7 protein-coding genes are annotated in these 13,142 nt (G+C 40.0%); 6 read left to right on the top strand and 1 reads right to left on the bottom strand.

Annotation, left to right across the window (positions count from 1 at the left end; genetic code table 11):
• Positions 1 to 74: 74 nt before the first annotated feature.
• The 3 genes from FY049_RS04145 (at position 75) to FY049_RS04135 (ending at position 8,861) form a co-directional block, all read left to right on the top strand.
• The gene (locus FY049_RS04145) at positions 75 to 4,913 is read left to right on the top strand and encodes a YadA-like family protein (RefSeq protein WP_446083231.1); all 4,839 of its coding nucleotides are present in this window, start codon (positions 75 to 77) and stop codon (positions 4,911 to 4,913) included.
• A 653-nt stretch (positions 4,914 to 5,566) separates the two neighbouring features.
• Positions 5,567 to 7,189: an inorganic phosphate transporter gene (locus FY049_RS04140; protein ID WP_446083230.1), complete on the top strand. Its 1,623-nt coding sequence runs from the start codon at positions 5,567 to 5,569 to the stop codon at positions 7,187 to 7,189.
• Between the two features lie 199 nt (positions 7,190 to 7,388).
• A complete protein-coding gene (locus FY049_RS04135; RefSeq protein WP_446083320.1) occupies positions 7,389 to 8,861 on the top strand; it encodes a capsule assembly Wzi family protein in 1,473 nt (490 codons plus the stop codon).
• Positions 8,862 to 9,326: 465 nt separating this feature from the next.
• Here the strand turns inward: FY049_RS04135 and FY049_RS04130 are convergent, their stop codons facing one another.
• Positions 9,327 to 9,773 (bottom strand): N-acetyltransferase family protein, encoded by a 447-nt coding sequence (locus FY049_RS04130; RefSeq protein WP_446083229.1) that lies wholly within the window; start codon positions 9,771 to 9,773, stop codon positions 9,327 to 9,329.
• Positions 9,774 to 9,920: 147 nt separating this feature from the next.
• Here FY049_RS04130 and cysD point away from each other — a divergent pair, with 147 nt between their 5' ends.
• From cysD to FY049_RS04115, 3 genes are all read left to right on the top strand, one after another.
• The gene (gene cysD, locus FY049_RS04125; RefSeq protein ID WP_171066897.1) at positions 9,921 to 10,829 is read left to right on the top strand and encodes a sulfate adenylyltransferase subunit CysD; all 909 of its coding nucleotides are present in this window, start codon (positions 9,921 to 9,923) and stop codon (positions 10,827 to 10,829) included.
• A gap of 129 nt (positions 10,830 to 10,958) precedes the next feature.
• Positions 10,959 to 12,572 (top strand): sulfate adenylyltransferase subunit CysN, encoded by a 1,614-nt coding sequence (gene cysN / locus FY049_RS04120; RefSeq protein ID WP_446083228.1) that lies wholly within the window; start codon positions 10,959 to 10,961, stop codon positions 12,570 to 12,572.
• A gap of 370 nt (positions 12,573 to 12,942) precedes the next feature.
• Positions 12,943 to 13,125: a hypothetical protein gene (locus FY049_RS04115; protein ID WP_446083227.1), complete on the top strand. Its 183-nt coding sequence runs from the start codon at positions 12,943 to 12,945 to the stop codon at positions 13,123 to 13,125.
• Positions 13,126 to 13,142 lie beyond the last annotated feature (17 nt).

Raw genomic sequence — 13,142 nt, 5'->3', positions numbered from 1 at the left:
GTAAAAAAATGTTGAAACTTCAAGCTCAAGTGTTAACTTAATCACATAATTTATTATAAATGTGAGATAAGAACATGAATAAAGTCTATAAAATCGTTTGGAATGAATCTTTAGGCATTTGGTGTGCGATTTCTGAGGTATCCAAGACACGGGGTAAACGATCTTCTGCTAAAACAACTGTTGCAGGTGTTTTATTGGGTATTTCAGCATTGACTATGTCGAGTATGGCTGGGGCGGCTGATCACTATGTCAGTATCAATGATGGTGGTACTCAAGGGGGGAATTATAATAATGATGGAGCAACAGGTCTAAATGCGATCGCTGTGGGTGTAGGTGCTAAGGCAGCCGGTGAGAATGCGATTGCTATTGGTAATGTTAGCGCTGACGCTATAAATAGTATTGCGATTGGTAACAATAATTCGCTAAGTAATAGCGCAAGTTCTAGTACTGCAATTGGTCACAATAATAATGTTACAGGCAATGACGCTTTAGCTTTAGGTGCTAACAATACTGTAAAAGATTTCTCTGGTGTTGCAGTAGGCAGTTATAACAATGCAGAGGGGTATCGTTCTATTGCGGTCGGTGCGGAGAATAAAACTAAGGGTCAATGGTCTTCTGCATTTGGTGTTTGGAATATAGCAGAGGGAGAGCGAGCTACAGTTTTAGGTGCCAATAATACAATCCAAGGTACTCGTGCTCTAGGTGTGGGTGTCGCCAACGAAATTTCAAGTGCAAGTGAATATAGTTCAGCTGTTGGCGCATTTAATAAAATCACTGATAACACGAAGTCTTTGACTGCGGGTTTTCGTAATACGGTTATTGGCGGTGAGAAAAATAGTGTTCTTGGGAACGAAAATACACTGAATAATGCTAAGAATACGACTGTATTAGGCAATAAAAATACAGTTGCTCAAGAGAATACTCAAGTCCTCGGTAATAATGTCACAACGACTCAAGCCAACAGTGTCGTTTTAGGAAATGAATCCACAGATCGTGTAGCAACGACAGTAAATCAAGTCGCCATTAACGGTGAAGACTACGCAGTTACAGGTGCTGGTTCTGCAGCAAATGGCGTAGTGAGTGTAGGTAACGTCGGTGGTGAACGTCAAATTATCAATGATGCTGCTGGTGAAGTCAGCGCAAGCAGTACAGATGCAGTGAACGGTTCGCAGTTATATGCAACCCATAAAGCCATTGCTGATAGTCAAACCCATTATGTCAGTATCAACGATAGTGGTACTCAAGGGGGGAATTATAATAATGATGGGGCGACTGGTAAAAATGCTTTAGCTGTAGGCGTAGGCGCTAAGGCTGTTGGAGAAAATGATATTGCCATTGGTTTAAAGGCAGGCACTAACAATGATGGTGGCTGGAATACCAGTGTTGGATCGAACAGTGGACAAAATATTAACGGCCAAAAAAATACAGCTTTAGGTGTTGGCGCTGGTCATGATGTCAGGGGAAATAACAACACAGTATTGGGTGTGGATGCGGGTATAACTGTTACTGGTGATAGCAATCTTGCTGTGGGTGATTTTGCTGGAGCGAAGGTAAGAGGAAGTGGTAACACCGCTTTGGGTAAGATGTCGGGTTTTATAGTAACTGGTACCGCAAATACTGCGACTGGCCAAGAGTCAGGCCGTAATGTCGAGGGGCATAATAATTCCGCTTTTGGTGTGAAGTCAGGTAATAATGTCCAAGGGGATAGCAATCTTGCTCTCGGTGATTCAGCAGGTGAAAACGTTACGGGTAATCGTAATGTCGCCTTGGGGCGAGCAGCGGGTCAGGGACTAAATAATGTAGATGATGCAACTAGTCTAGGAAGTGGGGCAAAGGCAGCTGTTCGTAACAGTGTTGCCTTAGGTGCAAATAGTGAGGCGATCCGTGATGTAAACAGTGAAGTTGCCTATGTACCCTTAGGTACAACGATTGTTGCAGCTAAGGCGGCAGGTGGTGAAGTATCAGTGGGTGCGGTTGGAAAAGAACGCCGTATTAGCAATGTTGCTGCGGCGAGCCAAGATACTGATGCAGTAAACCTATCACAACTTAAAGCAGTTCAGGCTGCAACAACTACCCATTATGTCAGTATCAACGATGGTGGTACTCAAGGGGGGAATTATAATAATGATGGAGCTGCTGCAAGTGGTTCAGTGGCAATTGGAGTAGATTCGAGTAGCTTTGGTACTTCGGGTGTTGCAATAGGTCACAATGCAGATGTAAGCGGTTTACAAGGTATCGCTATTGGTAACAATGCTCAGGCTGGTTACCAAAGTATAGCATTAGGTTTTGATACTGTAGCTACAGCTTTTAATAGTATGGCACTCGGTAATCGAGCAATTGCCTATACTGATGGTACAACTTTGGGGCAAGGTACTTATGCTAATAAATTAGCCACAGCAATGGGCAATGGTGCATTGGCAGTCGGTCAGGAAAGTTCAGCTTATGGTTATAGTGCCCTAGCAGGTACAGACTCATTCAATCAGCCTTCAGCAGGCACAGATCCAGACACAATTGGTAAAGCATATGCCACAGCTATGGGATCCAGAGCCAAAGCTAGTGCTCAAGGTTCTACAGCAGTAGGCGCTGGAAGTGTGGCTGAAGTTGATAATGGCATTGCTCTTGGAACAAATTCAGTAGCAAATACAGGAGCTGGTGTTGCAGGTTATGTGCCGATCAGTGCAAATCAGCCACAAAAAGATGCAATAAATGCAACTCAATCTACATTGGGTGCAGTCAGCGTAGGTAGTGTGGGTAATACACGTCAAATCACAAATGTAGCCGCTGGTACGATAGATAGTGATGCTGTAAATGTAGCACAACTTAAAGCAGTTCAGGCTGCGACAACTACACATTATTTCAGTGTTAATGATGAGGGTATTCAAGGTAACAATTATAACAATGATGGGGCGACTGGTAAAAATGCTTTAGCTGCAGGCCGCGCTTTAGCAGGTGGTGAATCCTCAGTTGCTATTGGAGATGGTACATCTGCGAAAGCCGATTTTTCTACCGCAGTGGGCTTTTTGAATACTGTAACTGGTAAAAACTCTATAGCGATTGGTGCAAGTAATAACGTTGCTCAAGAGAATACTCAAGTCCTCGGTAATAATGTCACAACGACTCAAGCCAACAGTGTGGTCTTAGGTAACGCATCCACAGATCGTGCAGCAACTGCTGTAGATAAAGTCAGCATTAATGGCGAGGACTATAACTTTGCTGGTGTAGGATCAACAGCCAATGGCGTTGTCAGTGTCGGTAAAGTCGGTGGTGAACGTCAAATCATCAATGTAGCTGCAGGTGAAATTAGTGCAAGCAGTACAGATGCCATTAACGGTTCACAATTACATGCGACAAACCAAGCGGTTGAAAAGCTATATGCAGGTGCCGGGGATACGACCCACTATGTAAGTGTCAATGATAAGGGTATAAAACAAGGTAATTATAACAATGATGGTGCAAGTGGTGCGCTTGCTGTAGCCGTAGGTGTTAGTGCAAGTGCAAAAGGAGATGGTGCTACTGCGCTTGGCCTTAATTCATCAGCCAAGAGTAAAGATGCAGTTGCGATTGGAACGGATACGCGTGCCGAGCTGGAAGGTAGTGTTGCTCTTGGTAAAGGCTCAGTTGCAAATACTGAGGCGGGTATCGCTGGCTTTGATCCATTGACAGGGTTTGGTTCTACCAATACTGGTAGTACATGGCGAAGTAGTGCAGCGGCATTTTCCGTGGGAGATGTTTCAAGGGGTATCACTCGTCAAATTACTGGTGTAGCAGCGGGTACAGCAGATACAGATGCGGTCAATGTTGCACAATTAAAGGCTGCAATATCTAAAACCAATGAAGCTAAAGGTTCTACAGAAACTGTAAGTGCAGGTAAAAATACTGAAGTAACAAAAACCACTCAGGCTGATGGCTCAACTGATTATCAAGTTGCAACCAAAGATGATGTAAGTTTTGATTCGGTAACAGTGGGCAATATTAAAGCTGATTCACAAAGCAATACCATCAGTGGTTTGGCTGATGGTAAGGTGAGTGCTGATTCTGATCAAGCCATTAATGGTAGTCAATTGCATGACACCGCTGAAAGTGTTGCAAATGCATTGGGTGGAAATGCAAAAGTTAATCCAGATGGAACGATCAAAACCAGTAATATTGGAAATACAGGTAAAGACAATGTGCATGATGCAATTGCTTCAATACATGGACAGGTTGCTGGTGCCAAAACCAGCGTGTCTGCAGGTAAGAACACTGTTGTAAACAGTAGTACCAATGCGGATGGTTCAAATAACTATCAAGTGGCTTTGGCAGAGGATATTCAGTTAAATTCTGTTACTGCGAATCAAGTCACAGCAAAGCAAGTTACAGCGAATAAGGTAAATGTGGGTAAAGTCACGATTGATGGGACAACAAATAAAGTTAGCGGTTTAGCAAATGGTGAAATTACCTCAAGCTCTACTGATGCCATTAACGGTTCACAATTACACCAAACCAATAGCAGTGTGGCGCAACATCTAGGTGGCGGTTCCACACTGAACAAAGATGGTTCGATTGGTGCACCTACCTACAATGTCGCAGGCGGAACCTTCCATAATGTAGGGGATGCCTTGGGCGCTATAGATACTCGGGTAAGTAATCTGGAACAAGCTTTCTATGACACCAATAAAAACATGGATGACTTGCGTAACGATACTTTTGCAGGTATCGCAGGTGCGATGGCGGTAGGTAACTTACCACAACCTACTGAAGCGGGTATGAGTATGGTTAGTGCAGGTGTCTCGGGTTACCGAGGGGAAACTGCAGTGGCGATCGGGGTGAGTGCGATTACAGACAGTAATAAGATCGTTTGGAAAATGGGTGCTTCTGCTGACAGCCGTAGCAATATTGGTGGTGCAGTGTCTATGGGCTATCAGTGGAAATAGTTTTAATTAAACATAAGTATTAACTTTATATTCAAGATCGACTTTCAGGATGATCTTCAACAAAAAACTCAGTGTTTGCAGAATGCTGAGTTTTTTATGCACATTAGAAATTGAAAAGTAAACGATTGCTTGATCTGTTAGAGCAAGCTGTTAAAAAGTGTGTAAAACATTGCTTGGATGATCTCTTTATTTTTTGCACATTATTTGTCTAACATATGCAATTCAAGATGATTTGTTGATGAGGCAGAGTACTTTAGTGAAAGGAAAATTGTTGGCCTTAAACTTGCATAGATTCGGTAAACGGAATTTATTGGAACATATATAAAAATAAACTTAAAAGCATGTTTGTTTTTTCATCAATTTGTCATAAATTTCATGAAAAATAGGCATACCAAATGATAAATAGTTCAAATTGGTCTGAAATATTACAAATATTATTTCAGCCTGAAATATAATATTTTGCTCAAGTTGTATTGATTTTATTGGTGTAAGATACTAATTATAAATAATAAAAATATTAATTTTGTCGCTTGTGTAGCGAAACACTGAGGTGAAATAATTATAAATTTCACTTCATATGACCTCTATTTGTCATATAATTGTCACAATTTAATTGAACAATAAGCGCATTCTAATATTCGCTAACTTTCTGCATGAATTCGAATTTACCTCCCGTCTCAGATTCTGCACAATCGTCTCAAGCTGCTAAATCGACGAATGTCCATGTACCTACACCGAAATTTTTTATGCCGGTGTTTCTGACGATCATTATTGCTACCTTGATTTATATTGGGGTGCAAGTTAGTGCAGATTTAGCACATGTTCCACCGTTAAGTCTTTATTCAGTGATCCTTTTAGCGACAGCGTTATTTATCGCTTTGGGTTTTGAGTTTGTAAATGGTTTTCATGATACAGCCAATGCTGTAGCAACCGTGATCTATACCAATGCATTGCCTGCACCTGTAGCTGTCATGTGGGCAGGCTTTTGTAACTTCCTTGGGGTAATGGTTGCCAGTGGTGCAGTTGCGTATGGAATTATTGCATTACTTCCTGTTGAACTGATCATGAATGTAGGCAGTGGCGCTGGTTTTGCTATGGTTTTTGCCATGCTGATTGCGGCGATTCTATGGAATTTAGGCACGTGGTTCTTAGGGATTCCAGCATCGAGCTCTCACACCTTGATTGGCTCAATTTTGGGTGTAGGCATCATGAACTACATTTTGAACGCTTCAACGGGTGCAAGTGGTGTAGACATGGATCAAGTGCTTAAAGTGGGTAAAGCATTACTGTTTTCTCCTTTGATTGGTTTTGCATTTGCAGCAATTGTATTTTTGATTGTTAAAAAAATATTTAAAAAACAACTTGAGTTGTTCCAACCCCCTGAAGGCAATAAACCACCACCACCTTTGATTCGTGCGATTCTGATTTTCACCTGTACAGGTGTAAGCTTTGCGCATGGTTCAAATGACGGTCAAAAAGGTATGGGCTTAATCATGCTGATTTTGATTGGTATTGTGCCTTTGGCTTATTCGTTGAATAGAGGATTAGACCAACAGCATTTACAGTCATTCTCACAATTGTCTGGTCAAACTGCGACGGCAATTTATGCACAGCATGCCGATATTCCAGATGAACAAGCGCGTGTAACCATTACTAAATTTATCCAAACCAAAGAAATGAATCCAGAAGTTGTTCCTGCATTGGCCAGTTTGACTGATCATTTGGGCGAGCGTGTTGGAAAATTTGGTGATCTAAAAGATATTCCAGAAGCAGAAGTATCTTCATTGCGTAATGATATGTACTTAAGCACCACTGCTTTTAAACGCTTGGATAAAGCGGATCAACTTCCAAAAATGGATGAAGCTCAGGGCAAAATAGTAAAAGAGTATCGCAAAAACTTAGACTCTTTCCTTCAATATATTCCAAACTGGGTAAAAGTTGCTGTGGCATTGGCACTGGGTTTAGGAACAATGGTGGGATGGAAACGTATTGTTGTAACAGTAGGTGAGCGTATTGGTAAACATCATATGACCTATGGTCAAGGGATGTCAGCTGAACTTGTGGCGATGACTACAATTGCTGCCGCAGATGGTTTTGGTTTACCAGTTTCAACCACACATGTACTCAACAGTGCAGTAGCGGGAACCATGGTTGCCAATAAAACTGGATTGAATTTTGCAACAGTCAAAACCATTCTTTCTGCATGGATTTTTACCTTACCTGCAACGATTTGTTTATCAGGCGGTTTGTTCTGGTTATTTTTAAAAGTATTTTAATTTAAAAGCTAGAGATGGCGATTGTTTTAAAAGTTGAATGATCGCTGTTGCTTGAATTTAAAAGAAAATGAGTGCACTTCGGTGCACTTTTTCATTTGCAGAATGAAATTTTAAAATATGAATAACACAATTTCACCATTGAAAAAAACTTATAAAAAAATTAAGGTGTGGCAGTAAATCAAACTTGAGAAAAATGAGCATGTATTTAAGAAAATCACTTTGTGCTGCTGTATTACTTGGAATGTCTTTACCTGTATTTGCACAGGGAATTGTATTAAATAATGAAGATCTTCGGACAGATTTAAACTGGTTAAATCAGCAAGGTGTGATTCAAATCAGTACATCGACTTGGCCAATGAGTGGGGATGAAATTCAACGTGCCTTATCTCAAGCAAAAGTTTTAAACAATACACAACAAAAAGTTATTGATTCAATTCAAAATGCACTAAAAGCAGATAATCAAACCGCAAAATTAGGTTTATTTGCAGAAACTGATCAAAAAAATATTCCTCAAGCTTTTGGGGATAGTGCAAAAGCACAATATGTGGGTTCCTTAGAATTCAATGCGGGTGGCGAAAATTGGGATGCAAAGCTTCGTGTCAATGGTGAAAAAGATCCGCAAATTGACAATGGTCAAGATGTCAATGTAGAGGGCTCGTACATCGCAGGGAAGTTATGGAATCAGTGGGTTATTGCGGGTCAAATCCCAACATATTGGGGGCCGGGACATGATGGTAGTTTGATTCGTGGTGATGCCAGCCGTCCTGTTTATGGTTTTACGGCGCAACGTGCTGAACAAAAAGCTTTTGAATCTAAATGGTTGTCTTGGATTGGCCCTTGGCAATATCAAGCATTTGCTGGGCAGTTAAATGATTATACGGCTGTGCCTGATACACGTTTAATGGGATTGCGCTTAACTGCACAACCATTGCCATATTTAGAAATCGGGGCATCACGGGCTTTCCAAATTGATGGAGAAGGTCAACCAGGAAGTGCAAAAGCTTACTGGAATGCTTTTATTGGAAAAGACAATGAGTGTGCGGATAGCACTTGTACGGGGGTGGGCAATCCATCCAACCAGCTTGCTGGATTTGATGCGCGTTTAAATCTTCAATCTTTGTTGAATGTTCCTATGAGTTTCTATGGGCAATATATTGGGGAAGATGAAGCGGGTTTACTACCCTCTAAAAAAATGTATTTAGCTGGTGCTGACTATTCCTCAAGTTTTAAAAATTTGCCGTACCAGCTTTATGTTGAATGGGCGAATACAGAAACAAATGGTGATCCATTAGGTGTTTCTTATAGTCATCATGTTTATAAAGATGGTTATTACCAACAAGGTTTCCCATTGGGGCATGCAATGGGTGGTGATGGTGAAATGATTTCTGTGGGTGGTGATATTCGTTTTGATGTGATGAATCGTTTATCTGGTCGTGCACTGTATGCCAAAGTCAACCAATCTGCTGCTCTCTTTGGTGATAAGCAAATCAACTTAGCCTTCCCAGAAAAAGACAAAATTAAAGCATTAGATTTAACTTGGACACATTATATTAAACCGACCATACCATTAAAAATTAATGGTTGGGTCAGTGATTCTGATCTACATGGCAATGATGCAGGTGCTTCTGTAGGGATTGAAATTCCTTTAGATAAAGCATTGTTCGGTCATTAAGTCCATAGTTTTCGGCTGTATATATTCAAGTTTCGGCATATACAGTTTGATAAGCTGGGACTAAGCTAAAATCGCTTTTTTAAATTTTAGAAGCGATTTTTAGTTTTAAGTTGTTGATTGAATTATTTGATATGCAGATCTTCAGTTTTTTTAAAGGCTGACTTGAAAAATGGGTGAGCTTTTTTATGTTTAGACTTGAATTTTCTCAAGTGTAAGCGTTTAACGGTCATTATTAAATGAATTACATCTATTAGGGTCTGTTGACATTTCATAAATGGCTTGCGTTGTAGGCTAAAATTGAGCAGGCAAGGCGAAGCTAAGTTTTTTACTGTTTTTTTATTGCGTGTTACCTTGCGAAACGATGTTTCTCATCATTTAGAATGACTAAATTTCATATTTCGTGCCTTGTATCATCTAAAAATCACTCGTAGTCGCAAACGTAGACGAATTGTCAACAGACCCTAGTTATGCTAATGCTTTTTTATATTGGATAAATCCTGTTTTACTCGCAATACGATCATATAGATGTTGGGCAGTAATATTGGATTCTTGAGTGAGCCAATAAACACGGTTAAACTTTGTTGCGCAGACCTGATAACAATGCTCAATTAATTGTCGTGCTAAACCTTGATTCCTAAAAGCTTCATCCACAAATAAATCTTGTAGATAACAATAGAGTAAATCTGTCCACATGCTCATATGTGCAATCAAATGTACAAAGCCAACCACTTGACCATTTACTTTGATGGTAAAACCAAACATATCAGCTTGTTCAGGATTTGTGATTCGCTTCCAAGATAATCTTATTTGTTCATCACTGAGTTGTGATTTATAAAATGTTAAATAGCCGCGCCAAAGTGGAAGCCATTGCTCAAAATCAATCTGTTCTAGTGCAATAATTTGTGTGGTCATGCCGATCTCTTGTTGTTGCTTATGATGTTTTTATATATGAATATAAAAAAACAAGCAAAAGGGTTGAGGTGTAAATCACTATAATGAATATAAATTTTAATATGTGTAATAAGTACACGTTTTTGTGAGCTGGTGCTGTCAATGCCTATATCTGAGGAAAGACTTACTCATCTAAAACAGCTTGAAGCTGAGAGTATTCATATCATCCGTGAAGTTGCTGCTGAGTTTGAAAATCCAGTGATGCTTTACTCAATCGGGAAAGACTCAGCTGTCATGCTGCATCTTGCTTTAAAAGCATTTTATCCTGCTAAACTTCCTTTCCCACTGTTGCATGTCGACACAGGCTGGAAGTTTAAGGACATGATTAAATTCCGTGACAACATGGCAAAAGAACACGGTTTTGATCTGATCGTGCATCAAAACAAAGAAGGTAAAGATGCTGGTGTAAACCCATTTGATTATGGTAGCTCAAAATATACCGATATTATGAAAACCCAAGGCTTAAAACAGGCATTGGATAAGTATCAGTTTGATGCTGCATTTGGTGGCGCACGCCGTGATGAAGAAAAGTCACGTGCAAAAGAACGTGTTTATTCTTTCCGTGATGCTAAACATCGTTGGGATCCTAAAAACCAACGTCCAGAGCTTTGGAATCTTTATAACGGTAAAGTCAATAAAGGCGAGAGTATCCGTGTATTTCCATTGTCAAACTGGACTGAGTTAGACATTTGGCAATATATCTACCAAGAAAGTATTCCTTTGGTACCTTTGTATTTAGCAGCTGAACGTCCAGTTGTTGAGCGTAGTGGTACGTTGATCATGGTGGATGATGAACGTATGCGTTTAAAAGAAGGTGAAGTTCCACAAATGAAATCGGTACGTTTCCGTACTTTGGGCTGTTACCCGTTGACAGGTGCGGTTGAATCAACGGCAACAACACTGCCTGAAATTATCCAAGAAATGCTTTTAGCCACAAGCTCTGAACGTCAAGGTCGTATGATTGACCATGATGAAGCAGGTTCGATGGAAAAGAAAAAGCAAGAAGGCTATTTCTAAGTATTTTTTATATGAATCTCCCCCTAACCCCTCTTTATAAAAGAGGGGGAACTCCAGCAAGAAAACGGAGGACTTAGGAGGATTTAAAGATATAGCAACCGATTTCAAAATATTGTGGAGCTTTGAGCAATGTCTCATCAATCAGAATTAATTAGCCAAGATATCTTGGCATATTTAAAACAGCACGAAAATAAAGACCTGTTACGTTTTTTGACTTGCGGTAATGTGGATGATGGTAAATCAACGTTAATTGGTCGTTTACTTTACGATTCAAAATTGATTTATGAAGATCAATTACAAGCAGTAACTCGTGATTCTAAAAAAGTGGGTACCACAGGCGACGCACCTGACTTGGCCTTGCTTGTCGATGGTTTACAAGCTGAGCGTGAGCAAGGTATTACCATTGATGTGGCTTATCGTTATTTTTCTACTGAAAAGCGTAAGTTTATCATTGCTGATACACCAGGGCATGAGCAATATACCCGTAACATGGCCACAGGTGCATCTACCGCAGATCTTGCAATCATCTTGATTGATGCTCGTTATGGCGTACAAACACAAACTCGTCGTCATACCTTTATTGCGAGTCTATTGGGTATTCGTAATATCGTAGTTGCGATTAACAAAATGGACTTGGTTGAATTCTCTGAAGCGCGTTTCAATGAAATTCAAGTTGAGTACAATAATTTTGTCAATCAATTGGGTGAGCGTAAACCTGCCAATATCATCTTCTCGCCAATTTCTGCATTGAATGGCGATAACGTTGTAAATAAATCTGAAAATACACCGTGGTATCAGGGTAAAACCTTGATGGAAACATTGGAAACTGTTGAAATTACACATGATGTAAGCAAACATGAGTTCCGTTTCCCAGTGCAATATGTGAACCGTCCTAACCTTGATTTCCGTGGTTTCTGCGGAACGATTGCTTTAGGAGAAATCAAAGTTGGCGATGAAATTGTGGCTTTACCGTCTGGTAAGAAGTCAACAGTTAAAGAAATTGTCACTTTTGATGGTAACTTAGTGCATGCTATTGCAGGTCAGGCTGTAACGCTAACGTTAAATGATGAAATCGATATTTCGCGTGGCAACGTGCTGGTTAAAGCGGGTGAACAACCACTGATTTCCCGTTCAGCTCGTGCAACAGTCGTATGGATGACTGATCAGCCTTTAGTGTTGGGCAAACTTTATAATGTGAAGTTTGGTACACAAACCATTCCGGCTAAGGTTGCGAAGATTAACTATCGTACCAATGTCAACACATTGGAAAAAATGCAAGTTGAACAGCTTGATTTAAATGCGATTGCAGATGTAACGATTGAGTTTGATGCACCAGTGGTATTTGACCGTTATCATGACAGTCGTTATACGGGTTCTTTTATCTTCATTGACCGTTTAAGTAATGTGACTGTTGGTGCGGGTATGGTTGAAGCTGCGGTTGAATGGACTGCGCACAATGAACCTGTCACTGCTGAAGCTCGTGCTGCACGTTTAGGTCAAAAACCGGCTGTAGTTGCTGTATCTGCTCAAGTACTTAAACATGCACAATCTCTTGAAAGCTTGTTGATTCAACAAGGTGTTGTTGCGATTGCAAAAGCAGGTTTATCAAACGATCAAGTTGCATTGCTTCGTCAAACAGGTGTTGTGGTGGTGACGGATGTTGAACAGGGTGCTGATGTAGCATTTGCTCAAGAAGCGGTTGAAGAATTGGCTGAAAAAATTGTGGAATTGGTTCGTCTTTAATAAATTGGATTGGTTGAGAGAAACCCACCATAAGGTGGGTTTTTTCATGCAAAAAATTTAATATATACAAGATAATACTAATCAACATCATATAGATTAAAGCATTTTTAATTTTGCATTGTTTAATACTTGGAGTGTATATCTCATTATAAATAAAGGATTTTTAAATTTCTATTCTAAGTAAAAGTCCAGTAGTACTTTTTGTAGTGCTCAGCTAAATCTATTTAGAACTTCAATGAACTGTACGACTGTGCAAGCTTTAAAATAAGAAGAATTAACATTGATGGAATGCGATCAAAACAGACTTGCAACAGTACAAGCAATAAAATTTAGCTTTAATTTAAGTTAAGATTTAATGGTAGGTCATGTAATGAAAACATTTTTCCTGATTGGTATTGCAAGCATATTGACAGCTTGTGTCTCAAACCAACCAAAAATACAGGAACCAACCAAAGAATGCCGAAACTATCATGCAATGATGACGGCACCTATGGATCCGATGGCAATGCAACGTTTAAAACAAGCTTGTGATGAGTCCGAACAACAAAAATAATTAATGATCAATCGTGT

The sequence above is a fragment of the Acinetobacter sp. 1125_18A genome, from assembly GCF_052824985.1.
Note: the sequence above shows the minus strand (reverse complement) of the source record. Positions and strands in the feature narration are given on the sequence as shown.

Coding starts and splice junctions, on each gene's coding strand:
- FY049_RS04135 (WP_446083320.1), top strand. CDS start 7,389: ATGTATTTAAGAAAATCACTTTGTGCTGCTGTATTACTTGGAATGTCT.
- cysN (WP_446083228.1), top strand. CDS start 10,959: ATGTCTCATCAATCAGAATTAATTAGCCAAGATATCTTGGCATATTTA.
- FY049_RS04145 (WP_446083231.1), top strand. CDS start 75: ATGAATAAAGTCTATAAAATCGTTTGGAATGAATCTTTAGGCATTTGG.
- FY049_RS04130 (WP_446083229.1), bottom strand. CDS start 9,773: ATGACCACACAAATTATTGCACTAGAACAGATTGATTTTGAGCAATGG.
- FY049_RS04140 (WP_446083230.1), top strand. CDS start 5,567: ATGAATTCGAATTTACCTCCCGTCTCAGATTCTGCACAATCGTCTCAA.
- FY049_RS04115 (WP_446083227.1), top strand. CDS start 12,943: ATGAAAACATTTTTCCTGATTGGTATTGCAAGCATATTGACAGCTTGT.